This is a genomic window from Curtobacterium sp. PhB115 (assembly GCF_003752025.1).
In the GTDB taxonomy this organism is placed as follows: domain Bacteria; phylum Actinomycetota; class Actinomycetes; order Actinomycetales; family Microbacteriaceae; genus Curtobacterium.
Genome location: NZ_RJKR01000008.1, coordinates 37,978 through 64,422 on the forward strand (window position 1 = coordinate 37,978; position 26,445 = coordinate 64,422).

Consider the following 26,445-nt stretch of genomic DNA (forward strand, 5'->3'; position numbering starts at 1 on the left):
ACGGGCCGACGCGCCGCACGACCCGCTCACCGCACGACCCGCTCTCGCACCGATCGAAGGAGATCCATGCCCCGCACACACCTCGTCCTCGACGCCGCGTTCACCGTGGGGCCGGTGCGACGTCGCCTGTTCGGCGGGTTCGTCGAGCACCTCGGCCGTCACGTCTACGACGGCATCCACGAGCCCACGCACGAGACCGCCGACGAACACGGTTTCCGCGAAGACGTCGTCGAACTCGTCAAGGAGCTCGGCGTCTCCGCCATCCGCTACCCCGGCGGCAACTTCGTCTCCGGTTACAAGTGGGAGGACGGCGTCGGCCCCGTCGAGCAGCGCCCGCGTCGCCTCGACCTCGCGTGGCACTCCACCGAGACGAACGAGGTCGGGCTGCACGAGTTCCAGCACTGGCTCGACAAGGTCGGCTCGGAGCTCATGCTCGCCGTGAACCTCGGTACCCGCGGCACCGCCGAGGCGATCGAGCTCCTCGAGTACGCGAACATCGACGCCGGCACCGCACTGTCCGAGTACCGCAAGTCCAACGGTCGCCAGGAGCCCTTCGCCATCAAGATGTGGTGCCTCGGCAACGAGATGGACGGCCCGTGGCAGCTCGGCCACAAGAACGCCGAGGACTACGGCAAGCTCGCCGCCATGACCGCGAAGGCCATGCGGCAGATCCAGCCCGACCTCGAGCTCGTCGCCTGCGGTTCCTCCGGCGCGTCGATGCCGACGTTCGGCGAGTGGGAGCGCACCGTCCTCGAGCACACCTACGACGACGTCGACTACATCTCCGCGCACGCCTACTACGAAGAGGACGGCGACCTGCCGTCGTTCCTCGCCGCCGGCGTCAACATGGACCACTTCATCAAGACGGTCACCACCGCCGCCGACCACGTGCAGGCGCAGAAGAAGTCCGACAAGCGCATCGACATCTCGTTCGACGAGTGGAACGTCTGGTCGCTGACGAAGTGGCACGAGCAGGCCAAGGAGTTCACCCTCCAGGACTGGCCGGTCGCCCCGCGACTGCTCGAGGACGTCTACACCGTCGCCGACGCCGTCGTCGTGGGTGGGCTGCTCATCTCGCTGCTCCGCCACGCGGACCGGGTCGCGTCGGCCTCGCTCGCGCAGCTCGTCAACGTCATCGGCCCGATCATGACCGAGCCCGGCGGCCCGGCGTGGCGCCAGACGACGTTCTTCCCGTTCTCGGTGACCTCGCGCCTGGCGAACGGCACGTCGCTGCAGGTCAAGGCCTCTGGTGACACCGTCGACGGTGGCAAGTACGGCGAGGTCCCGGTCGTGGACTCCGCCGCCACGGTGACCGAGGACGGCACGGCAGCGGTGTTCCTCATCAACCGCCACCCGTCCGAGTCGACCACCGTCACGATCGACCTCGCGGGCCTGGCGGCCTCGGGTGACGTCCGTGCCGAGGGCATCTGGGACGACGACATCCACGCCGTGAACGACCTTTCGTCCACCGAGCGCGTCGGGCTCCGCACGAACGAGACGGTCAGCCGCGACGGCGACACCATCACGATCGAGCTGCCGCCGGTCTCCTGGACCGCCGTGTCGATCGGCTGAGACGCCTCGGCGCACGCCACGGCGGGCGTCGAGTGAGCACAGAGGGTGCCGGGCGCTTGCGCTCGGCACCCTCTGCGCGTGCGCGGCGCGCGCGTGCGCGGCGCGCGCGTGCGCGCGTGCGCGGCGCGCGCGGCGCGCGCGTGCGCGTGTGCGTGTGCGCGGCGGGTGGCGAGTTCACGGGCTGGGCGACAGTTCACGGGGCGCCGCGCGCGTGAGGTGTCGGTGGGCCCGAAAGGTGGCTGGCTGTCGGCCGGGAGGCGCGGGGGCGGGCTGGCGCCGTGCCTCCCGTCCGGCGGGTGGGCGAGTTCACGGGCTGGGCGACAGTTCACGGGGCTGCGCGCGCGTGAGGTGTCGGTGGGCGCGAAAGGTGGCTGGCTGTCGGCCGGGAGGCGCGTGGCGGGCTGGGGCCGTGCCTCCCGTCCGGCGGGTGGGTGAGTTCACGGGCTGGGCGACAGTTCACGGGGCGCCGCGCGCGTGAGGTGTCGGTGGGCGCGAAAAGCCGCACCGCACCGCCCGCGGCTACCGCGCGGGCGGCGGCGCCGTGCTCGCGCGCTCGACCAGGCGCACCGGCACCAGGTCGGGGGCGGCGGACACGGACTCGCCGTCGATCTGGGCGAGCAGGTTCGCGACGGCTCGGCGCCCGACCTCGTCGAAGGACTGGTGCACGGTGGTGAGCGGCGGCCAGAACGAGTCGGACTCCGGGGAGTCGTCGAACCCCACCACGCTGAGCGACGACGGCACCGGGCGACCGAGCTCGTGCGCGGCGCGGAGCACCCCGAGTGCCGTCTGGTCGTTGGCGGCGAACACGGCGGTGATGTCCAGGCGCTCGGCGATGACCAGGCCTGCGCGGTACCCGGAGTCGGTGCTCCAGCCGCCGTGGAAGACCGGCGGGACGACGCGACCGGCGCGCTCGAGGGTGTCCTGCCACGCCGCGAGACGACGGGCGGCGGAGTACGACGAGGTCGGGCCAGCCACGTGCCACACCGTCTCGTGCCCGAGGTCGAGCAGGTGCTGCGTGGCCTGGCGTGCACCGTCGGCCTGGTCGGTGTCGATGGCCGGGTGGTCGGTGCTGCCGGTGGAGTCGATGATGACCATCGGGACGCCGTCGGGGAGCACGACCTCGGCCGTGTCGATGATGTGCGACTCGATGATGATCACGACGCCGTCGACGGCCTGCTCGTGCAACCGTGAGAACGCGGAGCGCACACCTTCTTCGGTGCGGGACGCCATCGGCAGCAGGGTGATCGTGAAGTCGGCGGTGCCCGCGGCGTCGGCGATCGCCTCGAGCGTGCGCATGTTGCCGAAGGACGCGAGCGTGAACATGATCACGCCGATGGTGCGGAACCGCCCGGACCGCAGAGCCCGTGCCGCCCGGTTCGGCCGGTAGCCCAACGAGGACATCGCACGCTGCACCCGGTCGCGGGTCTCCGGGCTGACGTTGTCGAAGCCCCGAGCGACCCGGGAGACGGTCTGCATGGAGACCCCGGCGGCGTCGGCGACGGCAGCCATCGAGGGGGAGCGGCGGGTGCCGGCAGGGGACTCGGTCGTCATCGTCGCGCCCCTTCCGTTGCGTGTTCGCGCAGTCTGCCTCCCCGGACGCTAGCGCATGTTGACGTTGCCATGCTATCGTCGCGGCGTTCGATGTTGACGTCAACATCGACGGACCCGAACACCGCACGACAAGGGAGTCACATGAGCACGCTGGAAGCGCGCGCAGCCGGAGCCACCGCGCCGGCCGTGCCACCGCGGCGCCGCGCCAGGCCGCGCGGCCGGTACACCGGATGGCTCTTCGTCGGGCCGTTCGTCGTCGTCCTGATCGCGATGCTCATCGTGCCGATCGGCTACGCCCTCTGGCTCAGCCTGTTCCGCGACCAGCTCATCGGCGGCAACCAGTTCGTGTGGTTCGCCAACTACGTCCAGCTCTTCCAGGACGCCAAGTTCTGGTCCGGCTTCGGCCGGGTCGCGATCTTCCTGGTCGTCCAGGTGCCCATCATGCTCGGGCTCGCACTCGTGGCCGCCCTCGCCCTCGACAGCGCCCGACTCTGGGGCACGAGCTTCTTCCGCATCGCGGTGTTCCTGCCCTACGCGGTCCCCGGGGTCGTCGCGGCGCTCATCTGGGGCTTCATCTACGGCAACCAGTTCGGCTTGACGGGTGCCGCGAACGACGCGCTCGGCATCGACCTGCTGCAGCCGTTCAGCCCGAGCTGGGTACTGACCTCCATCGGCAACGTGGTCACGTGGGAGTTCCTCGGCTACAACATGCTGATCTTCTACGCCGCCCTCCGCACCGTCCCCGGCGACCTGTACGAAGCCGCCGAGCTCGACGGCGCCGGCCCCCTGCGCACGGTCTTCTCGATCAAGCTCCCGGCGCTCCGCGGCCCGATGGTCATCGCCACGATCTTCTCGATCATCGGCAGCTTCCAGCTCTTCAACGAGCCGAACCTGCTGAAGACCCTCGCCCCGAACGTCATCGGCAGCGCCTTCACCCCGAACATGTACGCGTACTCGTTGTCCTTCAGTGGCCAGCAGTTCAACTACTCCGCCACCGTCGCGATCGTGATGGGCGTGATCACCGCGGTGATCGCCTACGTCGTCCAGGTCCGCGGCACCCGCGAGGAGAACCGATGAGCACCATCCAGCACCCCGGAAACCCGGCCGCAGCGCCGGTCCCGGCCACGGTCACGGAGGCGACCACGACGCAGCGCGACCCGCGCACCCGGTCGACCCGCGCCTCCAGGAAGGCCGAGCGGAAGGCCGAGCAGCACGTCGACGGACGCAAGCCGAAGCGTTCCGGCCTGCTGACCGCGGTCATGGTCGTCTTCGTCGTGTACTCGTTCGCGCCGCTGTTCTACCTGCTCGTGAACAGCACGAAGACGCAGTCGTCGCTGTTGTCCACCTTCGGCCTCTGGTTCGGCGGGAAGTTCAACCTCTGGCAGAACATCGTCGACACGCTGACGTACAACGACGGCATCTTCGTGCAGTGGCTCGGCAACACGCTGCTCTACGTGGTCGTCGGTGCCGGTGGTGCGACGCTGCTCGCCACGATCGCCGGCTACGGCATGGCGAAGTTCCAGTTCCCCGGACGGCGTGCGGTCTTCGCGATCGTCCTCGGCGCCATCGCGGTCCCCGGCACGGCGCTGGCGGTCCCGACGTTCCTGCTCTTCTCGCAGGTCGGCCTGACGAACACCCCGTGGGCGATCATCCTGCCCTCGCTCATCAGCCCGTTCGGCATGTACCTGATCTGGACCTACGCGGTCGACGCGATCCCCGCCGAGCTCCTCGAGGCCGCCCGTATGGACGGCGCGGGGGAGTTCCGGATCTTCTTCACGATCGCGCTCCGCCTGCTCGCACCCGGTGTCGTCACCGTCCTGCTCTTCGCCGTCGTCGCCACCTGGAACAACTACTTCCTGCCGCTCATCATGCTGAGCGACCCGAAGTGGTACCCGCTGACGGTCGGCCTGAACCAGTGGAACGCGCAGGCCACCGGCTCCGGTGCGCAGCCGATCTACAACCTTGTCGTCACGGGATCGCTCCTCACGATCATCCCGATCGTGGTCGCGTTCCTCTTCCTCCAGCGCTTCTGGCAGTCCGGCCTCGCAGCCGGGTCCGTCAAGGCCTGACACAGCAGCCCCACCCCCTCCACGAAGAAGTGAAAGGCACTCCCATGAACAAGCGTCTCCGGCGCGGGCTCAGCGCCCTCGCCATCGGCGTCACCGCCGCGATCGCCCTCGCCGCCTGCGCGTCCGGCGGCTCGTCCTCCGGTGGCTCGTCCGACGACATCACCAAGGCCCTGAAGGACGGTGGCACCCTGACCTACTGGTCCTGGACCCCGTCCGCGAAGGCCCAGGTCGCCGCGTTCGAGAAGCAGTACCCCAAGGTGAAGGTCAAGCTCGTCAACGCCGGCACCGGCGCCGACCAGTACACCAAGCTGCAGAACACCGTGAAGGCCGGCTCGGGCGCCCCCGACGTCGCCCAGGTCGAGTACTACGCGCTGCCGCAGTTCGCCCTGTCCGACTCGCTCCTCGACCTGACGTCGTACGGCTTCGGTGACCTCGAGGACAAGTTCGCCGCCAGCACCTGGAGCTCGGTGTCGCTCGACGGCAAGGTCTACGGCCTGCCCCAGGACTCCGGCCCCATGGCGCTGTTCTACAACAAGAAGGTCTTCGACGAGCACGACATCGCCGTGCCGAAGACGTGGGACGAGTACGTCGCCGCCGCGAAGAAGCTGCACGCAGCCGACCCCGACGCCTACATCGCGGCGGACTCCGGCGACGCCGGCTTCACCACGAGCATGATCGCCCAGGCCGGTGGCACCCCGTTCACCACCGACGGCGACAAGGTCACCGTCAACCTGCAGGACGCCGGCACCAAGAAGTGGACGAGCACCTGGAACGAGCTCGTCGAGCAGGGCCTGCTGTCCAAGACGGTCGGCTGGAGCGACGACTGGTACAAGCAGCTCGGCAACGGCCAGATCGCCACGCTGATCACCGGCGCCTGGATGCCCGGCAACCTCGAGGCCAGCGTCGCGGACGCGTCCGGTGACTGGCGTGTCGCCCCGATGCCGACCTACGACGGTGGCACCGCGCAGACCGCCAACAACGGCGGCAGCGCCGAGGTCGTCATGAAGCAGTCGAAGAACCCGGCCCTCGCCGCGGGCTTCCTGAAGTGGCTGAACTCGTCGAAGGAGTCGACCGGCGTCTTCATGAAGTCGGGTGGCTTCCCCTCGACGACCGCTGACCTCGACTCGTCGTCGTTCCTCAACGAGGAGCCGTCCTACTTCGGTGGCCAGCAGATCAACAAGGTGCTCGTCGACGCGTCGAAGTCCTCGGACAACGACTTCACCTACCTGCCGTACCAGGTGTACGCGAACAGCGTCTACGCCGACACCGTCGGTCAGGCGTACGAGAACGGCACGTCGCTCGACGCCGGCCTCGAGGCCTGGCAGAAGGCCCTCGTGAAGTACGGCAAGGACCAGGGCTTCACGGTCTCGACCAAGTAGCAGTGCAACCCCGCGGGGCCGTGCGGATCCCACCGCACGGCCCCGTCCCACGCCCGGCTCCGGCCGGCCATGAAAGAGTCAACCCATGCGCTTCGCCATCGGCGACACCGACTTCCTGCTCGACGGCGAGCCGCACCGGATCCTGTCCGGCGCGATCCACTACTTCCGCGTGCACCCCGACCTCTGGGCCGACCGGATCCGCAAGGCGAAGCTGATGGGGCTCAACACCATCGAGACCTACGTCGCCTGGAACGCTCACGCCCCGTCGCCCGGTTCGTTCAGCTTCGAAGGCGGCCTCGACCTCGGCCGGTTCCTCGACCTCATCGCCGCAGAGGGCATGCACGCCATCGTCCGCCCCGGCCCCTACATCTGCGCCGAGTGGACCAACGGCGGCCTGCCCTACTGGCTCTTCGCCGACGGCTCCGTGGGCGTCCGGCGCGACGAGCCCGGGTTCCTCGCAGCAGTTTCCTCGTACTTGCAGGCGTTGGCGCCGGTGCTGGTCCCGCGGCAGATCGACCACGGCGGACCCATCGTCCTGGTGCAGGTCGAGAACGAGTACGGCGCCTACGGCTCCGATCCCGTCTACCTGTCGAAGCTCGAGGAGATGCACCGCGCGATCGGCCTCACCGTGCCGTTCACGAGCGTCGACCAGCCGATGGGCACCATGCTCGAGGACGGTTCGCTGCCATCGCTCCACAAGACCGGGTCGTTCGGCTCCCGCTCCGCTTCGCGCCTGGAACGGCTCCGACAGGCGCAGCCGACCGGGCCCCTGATGTGCTCGGAGTTCTGGGACGGCTGGTTCGACAGCTGGGGCGAGCACCACCACACCACGCCGGCGGCTGCCTCGGCGTCGGACCTGGACGATCTGCTCGCTGCCGGCGGCTCGGTCAACATCTACATGTTCCACGGCGGCACGAACTTCGGCTTCACGAACGGCGCCAACGACAAGGGCGTGTACCGCCCGATCGCGACGTCGTACGACTACGACGCCCCGCTCGACGAGGCCGGTCGGCCGACCGCGAAGTTCCACGCCTTCCGCGCGGTCATCGAGTGCTACGCGCCCGTCCCGCCGCTGCCTGAGTCGATGCAGCCGGGTGGTTCTGGTCGCCTTGAACAGTATGCCTATTCAAGCGGCCTGGAGGCGCGGGTCGTCCCCGCCGCGGACCTCGCCGTCCGTCTCGACCGCGTCGCGTCGCTCCGCTCCCTGCTGCCCGCGCTCGCATCGTGGTCGGCCCACGACACCCCGCCCACGTTCGACGCCCTCGGTGCCGCGAGCGGCTTCGTCGTCTACCGCTCCGAGATCGCCCTGCCCAGCGGCGGCGTGCTCACCGTCGGTACCGAGGTCCGCGACCGTGCGATCGTCGCGGTGGACGGGATCGTCGTGGGGGTGCTGGAGCGCGAGCACCACGACCGCGCGATCACCCTGCCGCCGGTCGCCGGCACGCTCGAGCTCCTGGTCGAGGACCAGGGCCGCGTCGACTACGGCACCCGCATCGGCGAGCCGAAGGGCCTGATCGGTGGCGTGGCCGTCGACGGTGTCCCGATCGCGCGCTGGACCGCTGCACCGCTGTCGCTCGACCCGATCGCTCCGGCGGCGCTCGAGGTGCTCGCCTCGGTGAACCCGTCGGACGGCGACGTGCTCGCCGGACCGACGTTCGCCGCTGGTTCGTTCGACCTCGACCTCGGCGCGGTGGACGATCGCGCGCCGTCGCTCGACCGGTACCTGTCGCTCGACGGGTTCCGGAAGGGTGTCGCCTGGGTCAACGGGTTCTGCCTCGGCCGGTACTGGTCGCGTGGCCCCCAGCAGACCCTGGCGATCCCGGGTCCGGTGCTCCGCGAGGGTCGGAACGAGCTCGTCGTCCTGGAGCTGCACGCGGCCGCCTCGCGCACCGCGTGCCTGCTGCTCGAGCCGTCGCTGGGGCACACGGAGGCGTAGTCAGGTCGCGTGCGCCCCGGCCCATGCCCGCACCTCGAGGAGCGCCTCGCGTCGCCAGCGCCAGAGCGGGGCGAACTTCGTGCCGTCGTCCTCCCATGCCCTGGTCAGCAGCCAGATCTGCCGTCGGTGGTCGACTCCGTGATCATCGCGCCACTCGACGTACGCGTCGTCGAGCACCGTGGTGATGCCCGCACGTGGTGCGGTCCAGGACGAGAGGAAGCCGGAGTACCGGAGGGTGTCGTCGGACAAGTGCACGGCGACACGTCGGAGCCTGGCCGTGGCCCAGGTCCCGCCGGCGATGAAGGCGACACCGAGGACGAAGACGAACACCCGCGCCGATGCTCCGGGCACGAAGGCAACGCTCGCAAGTGCGACTCCTGTCCCGATCATCACCGGGCCGAACACGATGAGGTTCAGGATGCGGTCCAGGCGCGGCGGACGGATCGTCGTCACGGCAGGGCGTCCAGGTCGGCCAGGGCCTGCTCGGCATCGGCGATCCGATCGGCCTCGGGACGCGTCCACCACTCCGGCCCGCGCTCGCCGAGACCGTGCTTGGCGAGGCCGTTCCGGTGTCGGGCAGCGGCCAGGGCGGCCTCGTCGCCCGCGCCCTTCGCCTGCTTGACGGCATTCCGCCCGCGACCGAGGTGCGACCGGAGTGCCGCGGCGACGTCCTCCGGCAGCGCAGGGTCCGTCCGGCGCCACCGTCGGCCGTCGACCACGAAGAAGTGCTCGTCGGGTTCGGCGGTCATGCTGACGAGTCTGCACCGTCGGTGGTGCCCGGTAGACAGGAGGTGATGAGCAACGAACGTGTCCGCCCGGTGCTCGAGGTCCGTCGGATCTACGCCGAACCCGCCGCTCTCGAGCTGCAGCGCGGACAAGAGGTGATCGGGCGGTGGCCGGACGCCGAGGTCGTCCCCGTCGAATCGCACTGGAACATCCCCGAGGTCCACGGCGACGAGCGCAACGTGCAGCGGTGGGTCCGGATCAAGACCGAAGCGCTCGTGCTCGGCGTCAAGAAGTCGCTGGTGACCCGCCCGAACGGGCGCTCGGCCGACTTCATCGCACCGTCGACCGCGAACGGCTGCGCCATGGCCTGCGCGTACTGCTACGTGCCGCGACGGAAGGGCTACAGCAACCCGGTGACGGTGTTCGCGAACATCGACCAGATCACGAGGCACGTCGCGCGGAACATCGCGAAGCAGGGCCCGAAGGCCGAGCCGAACCAGTGCGACCCCGACTCATGGGTCTACGACATCGGCGAGAACCGCGACTGCTCCGTCGACGCGGTGATCAGTGACAACGTGCGGGACCTCTGCGATCTGTTCCGCATGACACCGACCGCGAAGGCGTCGTTCGCCACGAAGTACGTCAACCGCGAGCTGCTCGACTGGGATCCGATGGGTCGCACCCGCATCCGGTTCTCGCTGATGCCGCACGAGACCGCGAAGGTCACCGACATCCGCACGAGCCCGATCGCCGAGCGGATCGCCGCGGTGAACGACTTCGTCGACGCCGGGTACGAGGTCCACCTCAACTTCTCGCCGGTCATCCTCACCCCGACGTGGGAGTCTGACTGGGCTGCACTGCTCCGCCAGGTCGACGACGTGCTGTCGCCGGCGGCCAAGGCGCAGCTCGCGGCCGAGGTCATCTTCCTCACCCACAACCAGCCGTTGCACGAGGTGAACCTCGGTTGGCACCCGAAGGCCGAGGACCTGCTCTGGCGACCGGACCTGCAGGAGCAGAAGGTGTCCGAGAACGGAGCGGTGAACGTCCGCTACCGGTCCGGCATGAAGGGGCAGCTCGTCGAGCGCTTCCGCGAACTCGTTGCCGAGCACCTGCCGTCCTGCCGGATCCGCTACGCCTTCTGACGGGGCACCGTCGGCTGCCGCTCGGCGAGTGCGCGGCGGACCTGGTCGCCACGGAGCGGGCGTCCCGGAAGGCCCTCGCGGGGGACGCCCGGTGCCCGGAACCCGTCGAGGGCCAGGTCGACCCAGCGTCGGTAGGCGTCCGGGGCGACCCGTCCGAAGGTGCCGATCGTCGTCGCGATGGAGAGCTGCAGGAGGGCGACGTCGGCGAGTGCGGCGTCCGCACGGATCTGGCCAGCCTGCTGACCGGCTGCGAACAGCGCGTCGATGCCCTCCTGCACGGCGATGCGGAGCCGGAGGAGTTCCGGAGCGTCGCGGTAGTCGGTGGTCATGAGTTCGCTGAACCCGGTGCGGCGGGCCTCGATCGCTGCGGTCTCGCGGACGAAGGTCGCAAAGCCCGCCCACGGGTCCGAGGCGGACAGCTCGCGGCAGTGTTCGACGAGGTCGAGGACCTCGTGCATCGGCTCGACCAGGACCGCTTCCCACAGCGCCGCGCGGGTCGGGAAGTGCCGGTACAGGGTCGCGTTGCCGAGGCCGGCCGCGACCGCGATCGGTTCCAGTGCGGCCTGGAGGCCGTGGTCGGTGAACGCGGACCGGGCCGCGTCGACGAGTGCCTGACGGTTCCGGGCGACGTCTCGGCGGGTCATGCACCGAGCCTAGATCGCGTGGCCGGGAATACGGAGAGCAGTCCCCGGTTTGAAACGGGGACAACCGTCCGTTTCATCACCTGGAGTTCCCCCGTGCACATCGCCGCCGTCATCCTGTCCCTCGTCCTCGCCGTGGCCCTGCTCGGCTCGGGCGTCATGAAACTCGTCCGCAACCCGAAGATCATCGCTTCGATGCAGGCCGTCCACGTCACCCCGTCGCAGATGACGGTCCTCGGTCTGCTGGAGGTCGCCGCTGCCGCCGGACTCGTCATCGGCATCTGGTGGGTGCCGCTCGCCATCGCCGCAGCCATCGGCGCGGTCGTCTACTTCGCGGGTGCCGTCGTGGCGCACCTCCGAGCGCACGACCGCGACGTCCAGGGTGCCGTCGCCCTGCTGGTGCTGTCGGTCGCGACGCTCGTGGTGCTCCTGCTCGCGCTGTAGCCGGCTGTGCCGGGCCGACGGCTCAGGGGATGAGTCGGTCGGCCCGGTAGCGCGCGAACAGGTCGGCGAACGCGCGTTCGGTCCGGCGGAAGGCAGTGAACCCGGCCTCGCGGCTCTTCCCCATGTCGGTGACGACCTCCATCGCCCGGCCCAGGTCGGCATCGGTGTGCCACCACGAGGCGAGCCGCGTCAGGTCGGACTCGGCCAGGTCGTACCGCTCGGCGATGCGGGGCCACTCGGCCTCGTGCGGCGCCATCTGCTGTTCGAGCGGCCGGGGCTCGCTCTCGTAGCCGACGACGCGCGCCGGGTCCACGCCGAGGTGCGCGGCCAGTCGGGGCCACATCCAGCGCCAGCGGAACACGTCGCCGTTGACGATGTTGAAGGCCTCGTCCGCGCCCTCGGGGGCGGTGGCTGCCCAGACCATGTGCTCCGCCAGGATCCCGGCGTCGGTCATGTCCGTCAGTCCGTTCCACTGCGCCTCGCTGCCCGGGAACACGAAGTCCAGGCCGAGCTCCTTCGCGAGCGTCGCCTGCACGGCGATCGTCAGCCCCATGTTCATCGCGTTGCCGACGGCGTGCCCGATCACGGTGTGCGAGCGGTGCACGGACCACGTGAAGCCCTGGCGCTCCGCGGCGGCGAAGAGCTCGTCCTCTTGCGCGTAGTAGAAGTTCGGGGTGTCGAGGCGCGGCTCCTCCTCGTGGAAGGGCGTGTCCGGCATCTCGCCGGCGGCGTACGCCTCGAACGGGCCGAGGTAGTGCTTCAGGCCGGTCACCAGCGCGACGTGCGCGACCGGTGCGTGGGCGAGTGCGGCGAGGAGGTCGCGGACCATGCCGCCGTTGACGCGGATGTTCTCCGCCTCGGTCTCCTGTCGCTGCCAGGCGGTGAAGAACACGTGCGTCGGACGCTCGTCCGCCAGCGCACTGCCGAGGCTGTCGGGATCGCGGAGGTCCGCGGCGACGGTCCGGACGCCGTCGCGGGCGAGCGGTCGTCGGGAGAGTGCGGTCACCTCCCAGTCGAGGTCGAGCAGGTGGCTCACCAGGGCGGACCCGGTGATGCCGCTGGCTCCCACCACGAGGGCACGGGGCTGGACGGAGGTCGGTTCGTTCGATCCGGTTGCAGTCATCTCCCGCCCCAACCCGAGATTCGCGACAGGTGTTCCCTCACCGCGGCCTGCGGAGGAAGCGGTGTACACGAATCCGCACCACGTGTACTCAAAATCGGTACACTCACCGCGGAGGTTCTTCCATGCAACTCGTGAAACCGCTCGCTACGCTCCTCGGGAGCACCCAAGCCGACGCGCTCCGCGTCCTCGCGCGCACCGACGCCGGGATGACCGGGCGTCAGGTGGCGCGGGTTGCCGGCGCTGCGCAGCACACCGGCATCAAACGTGCGCTCGACAAGCTCGAAGAAGCAGGACTCGTTCGTGTCGACCGGGGCCTGCAGCACTCGGCGTACCGCGTGAACCGTGAGCACCTCCTCTGGCCGGCCGTCGAACTCGGCCTCGACGCCGGCGACGAGCTCGAGCGTCGGATCGCCTCGTTCGTCGAATCCGCTGGAGCGGGCGTGCTCTCGGTGTCGATCTTCGGCTCCGTTGCTCGTGGCACAGCGACCCAGGCGTCCGATCTGGATCTCCTCGTCGTCTTCGCAGAGGCGGTTGACACCGACACGGTCGTGCGTCTCGGGGATCTCGTCCGGCGGTGGACCGGGAACGAGTGTCAGGTCTTCGACGTCACCCGGGCAGACCTTCGTCGCTTCGTTGCCGAGGGGGACCCGCTCGTCGGTTCGTGGCGCGACGAGGCCCGCACGGTGTTCGGGGAAGAGATCCGGACGCTCATCTGATGGCAGGTCGGATCCGAGCGGTCGATCGACACGCGGTCGAGATGCGACGTGATGAAGCGGTCTCGTACCTCGAGGTCGCTCGCATGTACGTCGAGTCCACGAGTCACGCGGACTGGAAGGCTGCCGGCGCGAACGCCGTGCTCGGCGGCATCGCAGCGTCCGACGCCATCTGCGGGGCACTCTTGGGGCATCACCACTTGGGTGAGGACCATGCGGCGGCGCGACGGCTGCTCGATCAAGCGTGCGCGCCCGACACCCGGCCAGGACAGCACTTCAAACGTCTGACCGACGAGAAGACGCACTTCCAGTACTCGTCTTCACGGGTGACGCAGGAGAAGACGCGGACGCTCGTGACTGCTCTCGAACGGCTCGTCAGCACGCTGCACGATCGGATCTGACGCCGTGTCGGTCACCGCGGTCGGCGGATACGGATCGGGCCCTTCGCGGTCGAGGGATCGACGACGCTCCCGTGCTGGGTGATCTCGACCTCGCCGCGCGCCGTCATGCGCTGGGCCGCTCGACGGGCGGGTTCCATCAGTGGGCGCCAGTCGTCCGGTTCGAGCGACCTGGCCACCTCGGACGGGCAGATGCTCGAGGTGCGTGCCCGTGCGGCGAGCAGCTCGTCGATGCGCTGTTCGAGTGCCAGGTCCGTCCGGTCCACTCCGTGGCGACGGCACGCACGGGAGCACCACTTCGCCTCCGGGGCCGCTGACGACGGCATCCGCCGCCCGCACGACGCGCAGGTCCGTTCCGCCGACACCGACTCTGACGCCGCCGCGTCCGCTTCCGTCCTGATCGCCCGTCCCATCGCCCCATCCTCGCCCCCGGGGCTCCGCCAGCACACAGCCCAGGTACGGCTGGCAGCATCGGTGCGGTGAACCCCGACACCACCGTTGCACGTCCGTCCGAACCGGCCTGGGTCGAGCACGTCATGTGGTGGCACGTGTACCCGCTCGGGTTCGTCGGCGCTGAGGTCCGCCCGACGACGCCCACCGCCGACCGACCCGTCGAGCACCGCCTCGACCGGATCACCGGCTGGCTCGACCACGTGGTGGACCTCGGCCTGAACGGACTCCTGCTCGGCCCGGTCTTCGCGAGCTCGACGCACGGCTACGACACCGTCGACCACTTCCGCATCGACCCGCGGCTCGGCGACGACGCCGACTTCGACCGGCTCGTCGTGGCCGCGCACGACCGTGGCGTCCGGGTGCTGCTCGACGGCGTCTTCAACCACGTCGGACGGGAGCACCCGGCCTTCCGGGCGTTGGCAGACCAGGGGCCGGACGCTCCGACCGCGGACCTGTTCTCGATCGACTGGACCGGGTGGCAGCCGGGACGAGCGGTGCCGGTCGGGTTGTTCGAGGGGCACGACATCCTCGTGGCGCTGGACCACGACAGCCGGGCGACCGAGGACCTCGTGGTCGACGCGATGACGCACTGGCTGGAGCGGGGCATCGACGGCTGGCGCCTCGACGCCGCGTACGCCGTACCGCCGGCGTTCTGGGCGAGGGTGCTGCCCCGCGTGCGGGAGCGGTTCCCGGACGCGTGGTTCAGCGGCGAGGTGATCCACGGCGACGCGGCCGCGATCGCCAGCGAATCGACGATGGACTCGCTGACGCAGTACGAGCTGTGGCAGGGGATCTGGCACGGCATCGCGGACGGCAACGGCCACGAACTGGCACACGCGATCGAACGGCACGACGCCCTGCTCGCCACCTTCGCCCCGACGACGTTCGTCGGCAACCACGACGTGACCCGGATCGCGAGCGCGGTGGGGGAGCAGTTCGCCGGACACGCCGCCGCGGTGCTCTTCACCGTCGCAGGGACGCCGGTCGTCTACGCCGGGGACGAGTACGGCTGGACCGGCGTGAAGGAGGAACGAGAGGGCGGGGACGACGCGGTCCGGCCCGGGTTCCCGGCAGAGCCACCGGCTCCGACCCCGCTCACCCACGCCTACGAGGCCCTCGTCGCCCTGCGTCGACGGCACCCGTGGCTGCACCGCGCCCACACCGACGTCGTGCACCTGACCAACACCGAGGTCGTCCTCCGTACGGCGACGGCGGACGCGGCCGTGGTGACCGCCCTGAACCTGTCGGCCGATCCCGTCGAGGTGCCCGCGGCCGACGCGACGCAGGTGGAGGCGGGCGGCGCGGATCTCGGGGACGGGACCGTGCGCCTCCCGGCCGCTGGTTGGGCCGTTCTCTCGCGATCGTGAGCAGAAATGGTCGGGTCCCCAGAGAGGACCCGACCATTTCTGCTCACCAAGCGAACGCGGAAGCGCGCGAACGCGCGAGCGCTACTTGCGCGCGGACGCCGCCCGGCGCTTGTTGAACACGTCGAACGCGACGGCGGCGAGCAGCACCAGGCCCTTGATGAGCGACTGGTACTCGGTGCCGACGCCGAGGATCGACATGCCGTTGTTGAGCAGACCGATGATGAGACCACCGACGATCGCGCCGGGGACCGTACCGATGCCGCCGGTGACGGCTGCGCCACCGATGAACACCGCGGCGATGGCGTCGAGCTCGAAGCCGTTGCCCGCACCGGGAGCGGCGAGGTTGAGCTGCCCCGTGAACACCACACCGGCCAGCGCCGAGATGACGCCCATGTTGACGAAGAGCAGGAAGGTGACCCGCTTCGTCTTCACGCCGGACAGCTGCGCAGCGAGGGCGTTGCCGCCGATCGCGTAGATGTGGCGACCGAAGACCGCGCTCCGCATGACGACCGAGTAGATGACCACGAGTGCGCCGAGCACCACGAGCACGATCGGGGTGCCGTTGTAGCTGGCGAGCAGCAGCGCCACGTAGATCACCAGGGCGACGGTGAACGCGAGCTTCGTGATGAACCACGCGAACGGTTCGCTCTCGAGCTGGTACTTGCGACGGGTCGCACGACCGCGGAACGCCGTGACCACCAGGACCGCGGCCGCCGCGAAGCCGAGGATCATCGTGAGCGGCTCGTACCCGGTGGTGCCGAAGGACGGCAGGAAGCCGGAGCCGAGCGCACGGAACCCGGTCGGGAACGGCGAGATCTGCTGGTTGTGCAGGACGATCTGCGCCGCGCCGCGGAACGCGAGCATGCCCGCCAGCGTGACGATGAAGGCCGGGATGCCGAAGTAGGCGATCCAGAACCCCTGCCAGGCACCGACGAGGGCGCCGACGACCAGGCAGAGCACGACCGCGATCGGCCACGGCAGGCCCCACTGCGTGATCATCACGCCCGCCATCGCACCCGTGAAGGCGACGACCGACCCGACGGACAGGTCGATGTGGCCGGCGATGATGACCATCACCATGCCGATGGCGAGGATGAGGATGTAGCTGTTCTGGACGATCAGGTTCGAGACGTTGATCGGGGCGAGCGTGATGCCGTTGGTCGTCACCTGGAAGAAGATGACGATGACGATCAGCGCGATGAACAGGCCGATCTGTCGGAGCTGCCCGGTGAGGTAGCCGGCGGCGGACTTAAGCGCGTTCATTGACAGGGGTCTCCCGTTCCTGGGTCATGTACTGCATGAGGACCTCTGGTGTGGCCTCGGAGCGGGGCACGTCAGCGGTGATCGTGCCCTCGGAGAGCGTGTAGATGCGGTCGCAGATGCCGAGGAGTTCGGGGAGCTCGGAGGAGATCACGATGACCGCCTTCCCCTGGTCCGCGAGGCTGTTGATGATCGTGTAGATCTCGTACTTCGCGCCGACGTCGATGCCGCGCGTGGGTTCGTCGAGGATCAGCACGTCGGGGTCGGCGTACATCCACTTCGACAGGACGACCTTCTGCTGGTTCCCGCCGGAGAGCTTCCCGGTCACGACGTCGACGTTCGGCGCCTTGATGTTGAGGCTCTTGAGGAACTGCGTCGCGACGGTCGTCTCCTCCGAGGCGTTCACGAAGCCCCAGCTGGCGAGCTTCCCGAGCGCCGACCCGGAGATGTTCCGCTTGATGTCGTCGATCAGGTTGAGGCCGTAGCGCTTCCGGTCCTCGGTGACGTAGGCGATGCCGTTGTCGATCGCCTGCGACACCGTGTGGGTCTTGATCGGGGTGCCGCGCTTGTAGACCGTGCCGCTGATCCCGGTGCCGTACGAGTGGCCGAAGACGCTCATCGCGAGTTCGGTGCGCCCGGCACCCATGAGGCCCGCGATGCCGACGACCTCGCCGGCGCGGACGTTGAGGTTCGCCTGGTGGATGATCTCCCGCGAGGCGTCGAGCTGGTGGTGCACCGTCCAGTCCTCGATGCGCAGGAGTTCCTCGCCGATGACGGGGTGCTCCCGCTCCGGGTACCGGTTCGACAGGTCCCGGCCGACCATCCCGCGGATGATCCGGTCCTCGGACACGTCGTCGGCGTGCATGTCGAGCGTCTCGATGGTCTTGCCGTCGCGGATGATCGTGACCTTGTCCGCGATCGCCTTGATCTCGTTGAGCTTGTGGCTGATGATGATCGCCGTCATGCCCTCGGCCTGCAGGGAGCGGATGAGCTCGAGCAGGTGCGCCGAGTCGTCGTCGTTCAGAGCGGCGGTGGGCTCGTCGAGGATGAGGAGCTTGACCTCCTTCGACAGCGCCTTGGCGATCTCGACGAGCTGCTGCTTGCCGACACCGATGTCCACGATCTTGGTGATCGGGTTGTCCTTCAGCCCGACGCGCTGCAGGAGTTCCGCGGCCGCCAGGTTCGTCTTGTTCCAGTCGATGAAGCCGGCCCTCGACCGCTCGTTGCCGAGGAAGATGTTCTCCGCGATCGACAGGAAGGGGCTGAGCGCGAGCTCCTGGTGGATGATCACGACGCCGGATGCTTCGGAGTCGTTGATGTCCTGGAACTGCACGGGCTCGCCGTCGAGCAGGATCTCGCCGTCGAAGGAGCCGTGCGGGTACACGCCCGACAGCACCTTCATGAGGGTCGACTTCCCGGCGCCGTTCTCGCCGCAGATCGCGTGGACCTGGCCGCGCTCGACCTCGATCGAGACCCCCTGCAGGGCCTTGACGCCGGGGAACGTCTTGGTGATGTCACGCATCTCGAGGATGGTGTCCGCCATGTGGACCGCCTTTTCGTCGTCCGCGCGTCGGCGCGCGGAAGGAGACGGACTGGAGGCGCGGGGCGGGGTCGACCCGCGCCTCCAGTCCGACAGATGGGTAGCGACTTACTTCAGGTCGGCTTCGGTGTAGTAGCCGGAGTCGACGAGGACTTCCTTGTAGTTGTCCTTCGTGACGACCGTCGGCTGGAACAGGAAGGTCGGGACGACCTTGACCTTGTTGTCGTAGCTCTTGGTGTCGTTGACCTCGGGCTTCTTGCCGGAGAGCAGGTCCTCCGCCATCGTCACGGACTGCTTCGCGAGCTTCCGCGTGTCCTTGTAGATGGTCGAGTACTGCTGGTCGTCGATGATCGACTTCACGCTCGCGGCCTCGGCGTCCTGACCCGTGATGGTCGGGAGCGGACGGTCACCGGAGCCGTACCCGGCGCCCTGGAGCGCCGAGATGATGCCGATCGACATGCCGTCGTACGGCGACAGCACGCCGTCCAGCGTGGTGCCACCGGAGTAGGACTTCGCGATGAGGTTCTGCATGCGGGCCTTGGCGGTCGCCGGGTCCCACTGCTGCGTCGCCGCCTGCGAGAGCTGGTCCTGGCCGGAGCCGATCTTCAGCGTGCCGTCGTCGAGGTACGGCTTCAGGGTCTTCATGGCGCCGTTGAAGAAGAAGCTCGCGTTGTTGTCGTCGAGCGAACCGGCGAACACCTCGATGGTGAACGGGCCCTTCTTGTCGGTCTTGTTGCCGTCGGCGTCGAGCAGGCCGAGACCGGTGAGCAGGCTCGTCGCCTGGTCGACGCCGACCTTCTCGTTGTCGAACGACACGTAGTAGTCGACGTTCTTGTTGCCGGTCAGCAGGCGGTCGTACGAGATCACCTTGATGCCGGCCTTCGCGGCGGCGTCGAGCTGGTCGGACAGCGCGCCACCGTCGATCGACGCGATGATCAGGACCTTCGCGCCCTTGGTGATCATGTTGCTGACCTGCTGCGCCTGCTGCTGGACCTTGTTGTCGCCGTACTCGAGGTCGACCTTGTAGCCGGCCTTCTCCAGGTCGCTCTTGACGGCGTTGCCGTCCTTGATCCAGCGTTCCGACACCTTGGTCGGCATCGCGACGCCGACGAGGGCGCCCTTGTTGTCGGTGCTGCTGCCGCCACCGTCCGTGGCAGCACGGCCGCCAGCGGAGCACGCGGCCAGTGAGAGAGCGATGCCGAGGGCCGCGACCCCCGCGACGATCCTGCGCTTCATCATCGAAGTACCTCTGTTCCTCTCGCGTCGTCCTCGACGCGCTCGGGTGGTGGGACGACTCTGCCCCACCGGGGTGATGCTCGTGTGAGCGCTCACATCTTGTGGGTTCCGTGACGGGGTGTCAACTCGACGTGACCGTTTCGCGATCTTGCCGCGCCGACCGGACTGCGCGGTACGGTTGGCCTCGTGACGACCACGACCGCCCCAGGGGGCAAGGGCGGGAAGCGCCGCAAGGCGCCCACCATCTTCGACGTCGCCGAGCGCGCCGGGGTCTCCCACCAGACCGTCTCGCGGGTGATCAACAACGATCCGACGGTCCGCGAACAGTTCCGCACGCAGGTCACCGACGCCGTCGTCGAGCTCGGGTACCGCCCACGCGCCGCCGCTCGGGCGCTCGCCGGGGGCCGAAGCCGTGCGCTCGGCATCATCACCGCGGGCGACGCGCTGTACGGTCCGTCGAGCACCGCGATCGGCTTCGAACGCGCGGCGCGGTCGGCCGGGTACCACGTGTTGCTCTCGACCCTGCCCGAGGAACCGACGCCGTCCGACCTGTCCGGCGCACTCACCACGCTGCTCGCACAGGACGTCGCCGCGATCGTCCTGGTCGCCGCCGACAACCGGGTGCTCGACGCCCTCGCCTCGCTCACCGTGCCGGTCACCGTGCCCGTCGTGGTGTCGAACGCCGTGCAGCGCGACGCCGTCCGGACACCGGCTGCCTCGACGGTGGCCGCGGTCGCGATCGACCAGGCCGCCGGGACCTCGCTCGTGATGCAGCACCTGTTCGACCGGGGACACCGGCGGATCGTGCACATCGCCGGACCGCACGTCTCGCAGGAGTCCGAGGTGCGCCGTGCCACCTACATCCGGCTCATGCAGGAGGCCGGGCTCGAACCGGTCGTGCTCGACGGTGACTGGACCCCGGCGAGCGGCTTCGCGGCGGCGCGGTCCATCGACGTCTCGGCCGTCGACGCCGTGTTCGCGGGGAACGACCAGATGGCCCTCGGTGCGCTGCACGCCTTCGCCGACGAGGGACTCCGGGTGCCGGACGACATCGCGGTCGTGGGGTTCGACGACGTCCCCGAGGCCGCGCACTTCACGCCGCCGCTCACCACGGTGCGGCAGGACTTCGTGGCGATGGGACAGCGGGTGCTCGAGACCGTGCGGGCCCTGGTCGAGGGGGAGCCGCTCGACCAGACGCTCCTCGCGCCCGAGCTCGTGGTGCGCCGCAGCGCCTGAGGCGCGGGGGGCGGGGCGCGGGGCGCGGAGCGCGGGTGCGCGGGGCGCGGAGCACGGGGCGGGCGCGGGCGTGGCTGCAGTGTGCGAGGTGCCGGGCAGTGTGCGACCCCGCGAGGGTCGCACCATGCGCGGAACCTCGCACCGTGCGAGTGCCCTCGCACGGAACTTCGCACCGTGCGAGCGCCCTCGCACGGAACTTCGCACCGTGCGAGTGCCCTCGCCCGGAAGTTCGCACCGTGCGAGCGCCCTCGCCCGGAACCTCGCACCGTGCGAGCCCGCGCCTCCGCGCACACAGCCGCGCCCCCTCGCACGGTGCGAGGGGGCGCGGCCGCAGAGCTGACCCGACCGTCAGCCCTTCAGCGCGCCGGACGACAGCCCGGCGACGTAGAACCGCTGCAACCCGACGTACAGCGCGATGCACGGGATCATCGCCACCACCGACCCGGCGACGAGGTTGCCGTACGACACCTGCCCGTACGCCCCGGTCTGCAGGTTGAGCAGCGCGACGGGCAGCGTGTAGAGCGAGTCCTTCGTCAGGAAGGTCAGCGCCCCGAGGAACTCCGTCCACGACGCCAGGAACGCGTACAGCGCGGCGGTCGCGGCCCCGGGCAGCAGCAGCGGCCGGAGCACGGACACGACGACCCGGAACCGCGAGGCGCCGTCGACGAACGCGGAGTCCTCGAGCTCGGTGGGGATGGACTCGAAGGCGTTCCGCATCACGAAGACCCCGAACGGCAGGTTCACCGTCGTGTAGAAGAGCACCAGCCCGAGCAGCGAGTTGGTGAGCTTCATCGCGTTCATCTCGAGGTACAGCGGCGTCAGGATCGCCTGGAACGGGACCATCATCGTCAGGAGCACCAGGCCGAACACGATGCCGGACCCGCGGAACCGGAAGCGGGCGAACCCGTACCCGGCCATCGTCGCGATCACCGCGGTCAGGATCGCGGTCGAGATCGACACGATCAGCGAGTTGAAGACACCGGTCAGCAGGTGCGACGACGAGCTGAACACCGCGGCGAAGTTCTGCCAGCCGAGCTGGAAGAAGGTCGCCGGGTCGGCCGCCTGGGTGATGACCGCCTCGGACTGGAACGCCCGCAGGATCGACCAGATGAGCGGGACGCCGAACACGAGCGTCGCGCCGACCCCGGCGATCACGTACAGCGTGCGCTTCACGGCGGTGTCGCGCGGGTGCCGGACACTGCCCTGGTGGTGCCGGCGGCGGCCCCCACCGGTCGTGGTCAGGGTCCGGGTGGACAGGTCCGGTGCCGCGAGGGCCGCACGGGAGGTCGTGGTGCTCATGGCTCAGTCCTTCTCTCGCAGTGCCCAGAACTGGAACACCGTGACGGCGGCGATGACGACGACGAGGGCGATCGACTCGGCGGTCGCCGCGCCGAGCTGCAGGTTCACGAACCCGCGGTTGTAGATCGCGTTGACGATCGTGGTGGTCTCGGTGCCCGGCCCGCCCTGGGTGAGGATGTAGAACTGGTTGAAGGCGAGCAGCGAGCCGATCACCGAGATGATGACGCTCAGCGCGATGGTGGAGCGGATCATCGGCAGCGTGATGAGCCGTTCGGTCTGCCACCAGGACGCGCCCTCGAGCTGCGCGGACTCGTAGACCTCGTCGGGGATGCCCTGCATGGCGGACATCAGCAGCACCATGGTCAGCCCGGACACGGCCCAGACCACGAGGACGCAGATGAGCAGCGTCGCGAGCGGCCCGTTCACGAGCCAGGCGGTGCTGCCGTCGGTGATGCCGAGCCAGTGCAGCACCATGTTCACGGCGCCGGAGTTCGGTTGTGCCTCGAGGACGAGCATGAACGACAGCGTGGTGAGCCCGACGACGTACGGCAGGAAGAACACCGTGCGCAAGAAGGTGCTGCCGCGGCGGCGGGCCCGGATGAGCACCGCGAGGAAGTACCCGAGCGCCAGGATCGGCACCGTGACGATCGCCGTGTACAGGAGCGTGTAGCCGATCGCGTGCACGAACGTCGGGTCCTGGAACAGCGTCAGGTAGTTCTGCAGGCCGATGAACCGGTACGGGCCGATCAGGGGCCAGTTCGTGAACGAGATGTACAGCGCGAACACGAGCGGCACGAGGACGAACACGGCGACGAAGGCGATCGCCGGGGCGACGAGGACGGCGCCGGTGCGGGGTGGGTGGGTGAGCGAGTCGCGGGAGCGGGCGGGGCCGCGACCGGGGCCGCGTCCGACGGTCGGCCGGCCGGCGCCGGTCCGGCCGCCGGCGGTGCGCCGGGTGGAGATGGTCGACATGACGTGCACCTCTCTGTGCTGTCGGTGGTGCGACGGACGGTCAGGCCTGGACCTGGTCGAGGATCCGGGTGTAGTCGGCCTGCGCCGTCTTCATGGCGGCGGCGGTGCCCGACCCGAAGACGGCCTCGCGGAACATCGCGAAGTACGGCGACGACGGCTGGTTGTTGAGCAGGTTGTACGCCAAGGTCTGCGGCGCGTAGCCCTTGTCGATGGCGTCGAGCGGACCGAACGCCAGCGGGAACCGCTTCCGGTACTCCGGGGTCGCGGCGTCCGACCGGGTGGGGAAGTACCCGCCGTCGGGGAGTGCCTGCTGTTGCTGCAGGCCGTTCGCGTACTGCATGAACGCCCAGCCCCCGGACGGGTTCGCCGCCCCGTTCGGGATGCACATGTTGTCGCCGCCGTCGAAGAACGACCGCTTGCCGTCCCACGACGGGATGAGCACCGTCTGCATCTTCGCCCGCATCGCCTTGGTGGCCGCGGGCACGGTGGCGCCGTACGAGGTCGGGAAGATGCCCACCTTGCCGGCCCGGAAGTCCGCGCCCCACGTGGTGCCGGCGTCCGAGTACGTCGCCTTCGACAGCGCCCCGTCCTTCCAGAGCTGCCGGTAGAACTCGAGCATGCGTTCGAGGGCCTCGTTGCCGGTGATGTTCGCCGTCTGCTTGCCGACCTCGCCGGACATCATGTCGACACCGGTCGCCCAGACGTGCGGCTGGGTGACGAAGCCGATGATGCCCGCGGCGTTGCCGGAGATCGACCACCCGTAGACGTCGTCGTCGAGCTTCCGGATGGCCTTAGCCGCGTCGAGCAGCGTGGACAGGTCCTTCGTCGACTCCTCGACGTCGAGGCCCGCCCGGTCGAACAGCTCGGTGTTCACGAACAGCTGCGAGTTGTCCGCCAGGTACGGCAGCCCGTAGTACCGGTCCCGGTACTCGAGCAGCCGCAGGTGGCCCGGTGAGATCGCATCGAAGTAGTCGAGGCCCTTGACCACGTCGGTCAGGTCGGCGAACGCCTCGCGGAAGATGAACAGCTGCGAGTTGATGTCGTCGATGTCCACCACGTCCGGCGGCTCACCACCGCGGATCGCGGTCGCGAGCTTCGTCACGTACTGCCCGTCGGGCACGGGGGTGAGCTCGACCTGCAGCTTCGGGTTCGCCTTGTTGAACCCGGCCACGGCCGAGGTCAGCCCGGCCTGCGTCGCCGCGCGGCACCAGACGTGCACGGTGCCGGTGGCGTTCCGGCCGAAGCTCGCGGCCTTCGCGTCGACCTTGGGCAGGGTGCCGGAGCACCCGGCCAGGGCGAGGGCTGCCCCGCCGGCGACGCCGCCGACGAGGAACGCTCTGCGGTCCATCAGGTCACCGCGCCAGCGGGAGCCAGACGCGCATCGGCGCGGCTCCGCGGTTCGCCCAGGCGTAGTAGGGAACCGCTGTCGCGGTGACGGCCGGGAGGTCCGGGGTGGCGCCCTGCGAACCGGCCGCGTCGTCGACGCGGGTCACGTCCACGGCGTGATCCGCGCCTCCAGACCGGGTCGCGTCCAGCCGCTGGTACGGCCACGCTGCCTGCTCGTGTCCGGCAGGGGCGTGACCCGGCACGCGCAGCGTGACGATGCCGTCGAGCAGGTCGTCGCGACGCTCCTCGGTGATCGGCGCGTCCGCGTCGACCGTCAGGTCGTCGACCGTGAAGCCCTGCTGGTCCGCCTGCTCCACCGCGTACACGAGGGGGCCGCGCTCGATGGCGACCTGCCCGCGGGCGGCGTCGATGCGGGTGTCCGCGACGTACCGGTGCGGCGTGGTGTCGAAGGCGAGCTCGACCGTGTCGCCTGCCGACCACTCGCGGTCGATGACGTGCAGCGTGCCGGGCTCCGGTTCGGCGTGACCGTCCGGACCCGTGACGGTCGTCGAGTCGGACCACGCTGGGATCCGCAGGCCGAGCGCGAGGGGGCCGTCCTCGGTGACCGTGACGACCACGTGGCCGTCGTGCGGGTAGCCGGTCTCGACCGTCACCGGCCCGAGGGTCGCCGTCGCGTACTGGTGGATCTGCAGGCCGCCGTCGGTCGCGGTCGCCAGGTAGCCGTCGAGGCTCGCGAACGTCCGCATGATGTTCGGCGGGCAGCACGCGCAGTCGAACCAGCCGCGGCGCCCGTGTGCGGGGGAGCGGTTCTCGTCCTGGTGGGCGTGGTCCCGCTGCTGCAGGGGGTTCACGTAGAAGTACTCGGTCCCGCCGAGGCTCACGCCGGCCAGGAACGCGTTGTACAGCAGACGCTCGATGGCGTCGGCGTAGACGGGCTTGCCGGTCGCCAGCAGCAGTCGCCAGGCCCACTGGATCCCGCCGATGGCTGCGCAGGTCTCTGCGTAGCCGCGGTCGGTCGGCAGCTCGTACGGGTCGCCGAACGCCTCCCAGTCCCAGCGGGCCCCGAGGCCACCGGTGATGAACGCCTTCGTCGCCATCATGTCGGCGAACTGCTGCTCGCTCGCGTCGAGGAGCTCGGTGTCCCCGGTCTCCACCGCGACGTCGACAGCCCCGGCCGCCAGGTACACGGCGCGGACAGCGTGGCCCTCCACCGTCGTGGCCTGCCGGCTCGGCACACGGTCCGAGAAGTACGTCGGCTCGCCGCCGGCCCGCTCGATGATGCCGTGGCCGCGGGCGTCGACGAACCAGTGCGCCAGGTCGAGGTAGTCGCGGTTGCCAGTCTCGCGGTAGAGCTCGACGAGGCCCATCTCGACGACGGGGTGGCCGTCGACGTCCTGGGTCTTCGGCGTGCCGTCCGGTGCGGTGCCGTCGCCGAACGTGCGGACCAGGTGGTCGGCGTTCTTGACGGCGACCTCGAGCAGGCCGGTGTCCCCGGTCGCGCGGTGCTGTGCCACGGCGGCCTGGTACAGGTGCCCGGCGCAGTACATCTCGTGGCTCCACTTGAGGTCCGTGTACCGCTCGCCCTTCCCCCGGATCTGCTGCACGGAGTCGAGGTAGCCGTCGTCGGCCTGCGCCTGGGCGTACAGGGCGGTGACCTCGCGCTGCAGTTCCAGCAGGTCGTCGGCGGGTGCGCGCCCGATCTCCCAGGCCACCGCTTCGAGCCACTTCGTCACGTCGGAGTCCATGAAGATCGGGCCGGTCGCCTCGCCCTCCTCGAGTCCGGCGGCGATCCGCAGGTTCCGGAAGTTCCCTGCGGCCTCGAGCAGTGCGTACCCGCCGCGCACGGCGTCACGGCCGTTGCGTTCCTGCCGGAGGGCCCAGAAGCCCCCGGTGATGCGGGCGTCCCCGGCCGGCAGCGGCCGGAGTGCGAGGTGCGCGTCGGCGGTCGGGAGGACCGGGGTCGCGGTGCGTGCCCGGGTGTCCGTCGCGAACGTGGTGGTCATGTCGCCTCCTTGCGATGTGACTGGATGCCGTCCCGGTG

24 protein-coding genes are annotated in these 26,445 nt (G+C 69.6%); 11 read left to right on the forward strand and 13 right to left on the reverse strand.

All coding sequences use genetic code 11. From position 1 onward, the window contains the following. Positions 1-66 precede the first annotated feature (66 nt). Positions 67-1,572: an alpha-N-arabinofuranosidase gene (locus EDF19_RS11715; RefSeq protein ID WP_123681068.1), complete on the forward strand. Its 1,506-nt coding sequence runs from the start codon at positions 67-69 to the stop codon at positions 1,570-1,572. A gap of 519 nt (positions 1,573-2,091) precedes the next feature. Here the strand turns inward: EDF19_RS11715 and EDF19_RS11720 are convergent. Further along, a complete protein-coding gene (locus EDF19_RS11720; protein WP_123681069.1) occupies positions 2,092-3,123 on the reverse strand; it encodes a LacI family DNA-binding transcriptional regulator in 1,032 nt (343 codons plus the stop codon). A 141-nt stretch (positions 3,124-3,264) separates the two neighbouring features. Here EDF19_RS11720 and EDF19_RS11725 point away from each other — a divergent pair, with 141 nt between their 5' ends. The 4 genes from EDF19_RS11725 to EDF19_RS11740 all read left to right on the forward strand — a co-directional run bounded on the left by EDF19_RS11725 (position 3,265) and on the right by EDF19_RS11740 (position 8,507). Continuing rightward, the gene (locus EDF19_RS11725; RefSeq protein WP_123681070.1) at positions 3,265-4,200 is read left to right on the forward strand and encodes a carbohydrate ABC transporter permease; all 936 of its coding nucleotides are present in this window, start codon (positions 3,265-3,267) and stop codon (positions 4,198-4,200) included. Next, a complete protein-coding gene (locus tag EDF19_RS11730) occupies positions 4,197-5,192 on the forward strand; it encodes a carbohydrate ABC transporter permease (RefSeq protein ID WP_123681071.1) in 996 nt (331 codons plus the stop codon). Before EDF19_RS11725 ends, EDF19_RS11730 begins: the two co-directional genes overlap by 4 nt. A gap of 44 nt (positions 5,193-5,236) precedes the next feature. Beyond that, positions 5,237-6,571 carry a sugar ABC transporter substrate-binding protein gene (locus EDF19_RS11735; protein WP_185022806.1) on the forward strand — a complete coding sequence of 445 codons (1,335 nt, stop codon included), beginning with the start codon at positions 5,237-5,239 and terminating at the stop codon, positions 6,569-6,571. An 85-nt stretch (positions 6,572-6,656) separates the two neighbouring features. Continuing rightward, a complete protein-coding gene (locus tag EDF19_RS11740) occupies positions 6,657-8,507 on the forward strand; it encodes a beta-galactosidase family protein (protein ID WP_123681073.1) in 1,851 nt (616 codons plus the stop codon). Here EDF19_RS11740 and EDF19_RS11745 read toward each other — a convergent pair whose 3' ends face one another. Together EDF19_RS11745 and EDF19_RS11750 are read right to left on the reverse strand one after the other, a co-directional pair. Then, positions 8,508-8,960, reverse strand: coding sequence for a hypothetical protein (locus tag EDF19_RS11745; RefSeq protein WP_123681074.1), 453 nt, complete (start codon positions 8,958-8,960; stop codon positions 8,508-8,510). Then, positions 8,957-9,256, reverse strand: coding sequence for a biopolymer transporter Tol (locus EDF19_RS11750; RefSeq protein ID WP_123681075.1), 300 nt, complete (start codon positions 9,254-9,256; stop codon positions 8,957-8,959). The genes EDF19_RS11745 and EDF19_RS11750 overlap by 4 nt, the downstream gene beginning before the upstream one ends. A gap of 45 nt (positions 9,257-9,301) precedes the next feature. Between EDF19_RS11750 and EDF19_RS11755 the strand changes: the two genes are divergently transcribed. Continuing rightward, positions 9,302-10,375: a spore photoproduct lyase family protein gene (locus tag EDF19_RS11755; protein WP_123681076.1), complete on the forward strand. Its 1,074-nt coding sequence runs from the start codon at positions 9,302-9,304 to the stop codon at positions 10,373-10,375. Here EDF19_RS11755 and EDF19_RS11760 read toward each other — a convergent pair. Further along, positions 10,363-11,019: a TetR/AcrR family transcriptional regulator gene (locus EDF19_RS11760; protein WP_123681077.1), complete on the reverse strand. Its 657-nt coding sequence runs from the start codon at positions 11,017-11,019 to the stop codon at positions 10,363-10,365. The two genes, EDF19_RS11755 and EDF19_RS11760, sit on opposite strands and share 13 nt — an antisense overlap. A gap of 93 nt (positions 11,020-11,112) precedes the next feature. Between EDF19_RS11760 and EDF19_RS11765 the strand changes: the two genes are divergently transcribed. Then, positions 11,113-11,460, forward strand: coding sequence for a DoxX family protein (locus EDF19_RS11765; protein WP_123681078.1), 348 nt, complete (start codon positions 11,113-11,115; stop codon positions 11,458-11,460). Between the two features lie 22 nt (positions 11,461-11,482). On the opposite strand, the gene EDF19_RS11770 is transcribed toward EDF19_RS11765, so the two are convergent. Beyond that, positions 11,483-12,583: an SDR family oxidoreductase gene (locus tag EDF19_RS11770; protein ID WP_123681079.1), complete on the reverse strand. Its 1,101-nt coding sequence runs from the start codon at positions 12,581-12,583 to the stop codon at positions 11,483-11,485. A gap of 131 nt (positions 12,584-12,714) precedes the next feature. On the opposite strand from EDF19_RS11770, the gene EDF19_RS11775 reads away from it, so the two are divergent. Then, positions 12,715-13,299, forward strand: coding sequence for a nucleotidyltransferase domain-containing protein (locus EDF19_RS11775; protein ID WP_185022807.1), 585 nt, complete (start codon positions 12,715-12,717; stop codon positions 13,297-13,299). 83 nt (positions 13,300-13,382) lie between these two features. Beyond that, positions 13,383-13,697 carry a hypothetical protein gene (locus EDF19_RS11780; RefSeq protein ID WP_148071086.1) on the forward strand — a complete coding sequence of 105 codons (315 nt, stop codon included), beginning with the start codon at positions 13,383-13,385 and terminating at the stop codon, positions 13,695-13,697. Positions 13,698-13,708: 11 nt separating this feature from the next. Here the strand turns inward: EDF19_RS11780 and EDF19_RS19390 are convergent, their stop codons facing one another. Beyond that, positions 13,709-13,960: a DUF3253 domain-containing protein gene (locus tag EDF19_RS19390; protein ID WP_260217128.1), complete on the reverse strand. Its 252-nt coding sequence runs from the start codon at positions 13,958-13,960 to the stop codon at positions 13,709-13,711. 213 nt (positions 13,961-14,173) lie between these two features. Here EDF19_RS19390 and EDF19_RS11790 point away from each other — a divergent pair, with 213 nt between their 5' ends. Then, positions 14,174-15,514, forward strand: a complete 1,341-nt coding sequence (locus EDF19_RS11790; protein WP_123681083.1) for an alpha-amylase family glycosyl hydrolase — start codon at positions 14,174-14,176, stop codon at positions 15,512-15,514. 81 nt (positions 15,515-15,595) lie between these two features. On the opposite strand, the gene mmsB is transcribed toward EDF19_RS11790, so the two are convergent. The 3 genes from mmsB to chvE form a co-directional block, all read right to left on the reverse strand. Then, the gene (mmsB, locus tag EDF19_RS11795) at positions 15,596-16,777 is read right to left on the reverse strand and encodes a multiple monosaccharide ABC transporter permease (RefSeq protein ID WP_123681084.1); all 1,182 of its coding nucleotides are present in this window, start codon (positions 16,775-16,777) and stop codon (positions 15,596-15,598) included. Continuing rightward, entirely contained in the window at positions 16,764-18,317 is a 1,554-nt protein-coding gene (gene mmsA, locus EDF19_RS11800) for a multiple monosaccharide ABC transporter ATP-binding protein (protein WP_123681085.1), read from the reverse strand. The genes mmsB and mmsA overlap by 14 nt, the downstream gene beginning before the upstream one ends. Before the next feature lie 105 nt (positions 18,318-18,422). Then, positions 18,423-19,553, reverse strand: a complete 1,131-nt coding sequence (gene chvE / locus EDF19_RS11805; RefSeq protein WP_123681086.1) for a multiple monosaccharide ABC transporter substrate-binding protein — start codon at positions 19,551-19,553, stop codon at positions 18,423-18,425. A 183-nt stretch (positions 19,554-19,736) separates the two neighbouring features. On the opposite strand from chvE, the gene EDF19_RS11810 reads away from it, so the two are divergent. Beyond that, positions 19,737-20,786, forward strand: coding sequence for a substrate-binding domain-containing protein (locus tag EDF19_RS11810; protein WP_123681087.1), 1,050 nt, complete (start codon positions 19,737-19,739; stop codon positions 20,784-20,786). A 348-nt stretch (positions 20,787-21,134) separates the two neighbouring features. Here the strand turns inward: EDF19_RS11810 and EDF19_RS11815 are convergent, their stop codons facing one another. Genes EDF19_RS11815 through EDF19_RS11830 form a run of 4 tightly spaced genes read right to left on the reverse strand, consistent with a single transcriptional unit; the run spans position 21,135 to position 26,407 of the window. Then, entirely contained in the window at positions 21,135-22,085 is a 951-nt protein-coding gene (locus EDF19_RS11815) for a carbohydrate ABC transporter permease (protein ID WP_123681088.1), read from the reverse strand. 3 nt (positions 22,086-22,088) lie between these two features. Then, complete coding sequence (locus tag EDF19_RS11820) at positions 22,089-23,057, reverse strand: carbohydrate ABC transporter permease (protein ID WP_123681285.1); 969 nt, start codon at positions 23,055-23,057, stop codon at positions 22,089-22,091. 40 nt (positions 23,058-23,097) lie between these two features. Then, the gene (locus EDF19_RS11825; RefSeq protein ID WP_123681089.1) at positions 23,098-24,405 is read right to left on the reverse strand and encodes a sugar ABC transporter substrate-binding protein; all 1,308 of its coding nucleotides are present in this window, start codon (positions 24,403-24,405) and stop codon (positions 23,098-23,100) included. Positions 24,406-24,409: 4 nt separating this feature from the next. Further along, positions 24,410-26,407, reverse strand: a complete 1,998-nt coding sequence (locus EDF19_RS11830; protein ID WP_123681090.1) for a glycoside hydrolase family 127 protein — start codon at positions 26,405-26,407, stop codon at positions 24,410-24,412. Positions 26,408-26,445 lie beyond the last annotated feature (38 nt).

Bases quoted from the DNA above. Each gene is read 5' to 3' on its own strand.
- EDF19_RS11770 (WP_123681079.1), bottom strand. From the start codon at position 12,583: ATGACTGCAACCGGATCGAACGAACCGACCTCCGTCCAGCCCCGTGCC.
- EDF19_RS11820 (WP_123681285.1), bottom strand. From the start codon at position 23,057: ATGTCGACCATCTCCACCCGGCGCACCGCCGGCGGCCGGACCGGCGCC.
- EDF19_RS11730 (WP_123681071.1), top strand. From the start codon at position 4,197: ATGAGCACCATCCAGCACCCCGGAAACCCGGCCGCAGCGCCGGTCCCG.
- mmsA (WP_123681085.1), bottom strand. From the start codon at position 18,317: ATGGCGGACACCATCCTCGAGATGCGTGACATCACCAAGACGTTCCCC.
- mmsB (WP_123681084.1), bottom strand. From the start codon at position 16,777: ATGAACGCGCTTAAGTCCGCCGCCGGCTACCTCACCGGGCAGCTCCGA.
- chvE (WP_123681086.1), bottom strand. From the start codon at position 19,553: ATGATGAAGCGCAGGATCGTCGCGGGGGTCGCGGCCCTCGGCATCGCT.
- EDF19_RS11825 (WP_123681089.1), bottom strand. From the start codon at position 24,405: ATGGACCGCAGAGCGTTCCTCGTCGGCGGCGTCGCCGGCGGGGCAGCC.
- EDF19_RS11815 (WP_123681088.1), bottom strand. From the start codon at position 22,085: ATGAGCACCACGACCTCCCGTGCGGCCCTCGCGGCACCGGACCTGTCC.
- EDF19_RS11720 (WP_123681069.1), bottom strand. From the start codon at position 3,123: ATGACGACCGAGTCCCCTGCCGGCACCCGCCGCTCCCCCTCGATGGCT.
- EDF19_RS11830 (WP_123681090.1), bottom strand. From the start codon at position 26,407: ATGACCACCACGTTCGCGACGGACACCCGGGCACGCACCGCGACCCCG.
- EDF19_RS11735 (WP_185022806.1), top strand. From the start codon at position 5,237: ATGAACAAGCGTCTCCGGCGCGGGCTCAGCGCCCTCGCCATCGGCGTC.
- EDF19_RS11780 (WP_148071086.1), top strand. From the start codon at position 13,383: ATGTACGTCGAGTCCACGAGTCACGCGGACTGGAAGGCTGCCGGCGCG.
- EDF19_RS11740 (WP_123681073.1), top strand. From the start codon at position 6,657: ATGCGCTTCGCCATCGGCGACACCGACTTCCTGCTCGACGGCGAGCCG.
- EDF19_RS11715 (WP_123681068.1), top strand. From the start codon at position 67: ATGCCCCGCACACACCTCGTCCTCGACGCCGCGTTCACCGTGGGGCCG.
- EDF19_RS11755 (WP_123681076.1), top strand. From the start codon at position 9,302: ATGAGCAACGAACGTGTCCGCCCGGTGCTCGAGGTCCGTCGGATCTAC.
- EDF19_RS11725 (WP_123681070.1), top strand. From the start codon at position 3,265: ATGAGCACGCTGGAAGCGCGCGCAGCCGGAGCCACCGCGCCGGCCGTG.
- EDF19_RS11760 (WP_123681077.1), bottom strand. From the start codon at position 11,019: ATGACCCGCCGAGACGTCGCCCGGAACCGTCAGGCACTCGTCGACGCG.
- EDF19_RS11750 (WP_123681075.1), bottom strand. From the start codon at position 9,256: ATGACCGCCGAACCCGACGAGCACTTCTTCGTGGTCGACGGCCGACGG.